A 980-nucleotide genomic window follows, 5' to 3' on the forward strand; every position below is an offset into this window, starting at 1 on the left:
TTTCAAGACAATGAACATATTGGACAAGGTCGTATGACTTTGGAAGAAATCGTGGCGAAGCTAGATACCAACTCAGCTGAAAAAGATGCCGCAGCACTCAATGCCAAAGATGCTTTTGATGTATTGGTGATTGGTGGTGGCCCTGCAGGTGGTACAGCAGCGATCTATGCAGCACGTAAAGGGATCAAAACAGGTATCGTGGCTGAACGCTTTGGTGGTCAGGTCATGGATACCATGGACATTGAGAACTTCACCACGGTTCAAAAAACTGTAGGTTCGAAGTTCGCTCAAGATATGGAAGCCCATGTACGTGAGTACGGTGTGGATATCATGAATTTACAACGTGTCAGCAAGATCACAGGTGCAGATCAGACCGCCAATGGTTTGGTTGAAGTTGAATTGGAAAATGGGGCTAAGCTTGAATCGAAAACCATTATTCTTTCAACAGGCGCACGTTGGAGAGAAATGAATGTACCGGGTGAAGCGGAATACCGTACCCGTGGTGTGGCGTACTGCCCACACTGTGATGGCCCATTATTCAAAGGCAAACGTGTTGCGGTGATTGGTGGTGGTAACTCTGGTGTAGAAGCAGCGATTGACCTTGCAGGAATTGTTGAGCATGTAACATTGGTTGAGTTTGATACCAAACTACGTGCTGACCAAGTGCTGCAAGACAAATTAAACAGTTTGCCGAATACCACTGTAATTTTGAATGCGCTCAGTACTGAAGTGGTCGGAGATGGTGCTCAAGTGACGGCGTTGAAATACAAAGATCGCGCGACTGATGTTGAACATACAGTTGAGCTTGCAGGAATCTTTGTGCAGATTGGTTTATTACCAAACACAGATTTCTTGAAGAACAGTGCGGTTGAACTCAGCAATCGTGGTGAGATTGTGATCAATGATCGTAATGAAACCAATGTCAAAGGTGTATTTGCTGCGGGTGACTGTACCACCGTGCCTTACAAGCAAATCATCAT

Annotated in this window: 1 protein-coding gene; it reads left to right on the forward strand. The window is 45.4% G+C overall.

Annotated elements, in window-relative coordinates:
• Positions 1 to 980: alkyl hydroperoxide reductase subunit F (gene ahpF / locus CDG59_RS14920; RefSeq protein ID WP_087546046.1), on the forward strand; the 980-nt coding region annotated here is incomplete at both ends.

Source organism: Acinetobacter sp. WCHA29 (assembly GCF_002165335.1).
Lineage (GTDB): Bacteria > Pseudomonadota > Gammaproteobacteria > Pseudomonadales > Moraxellaceae > Acinetobacter.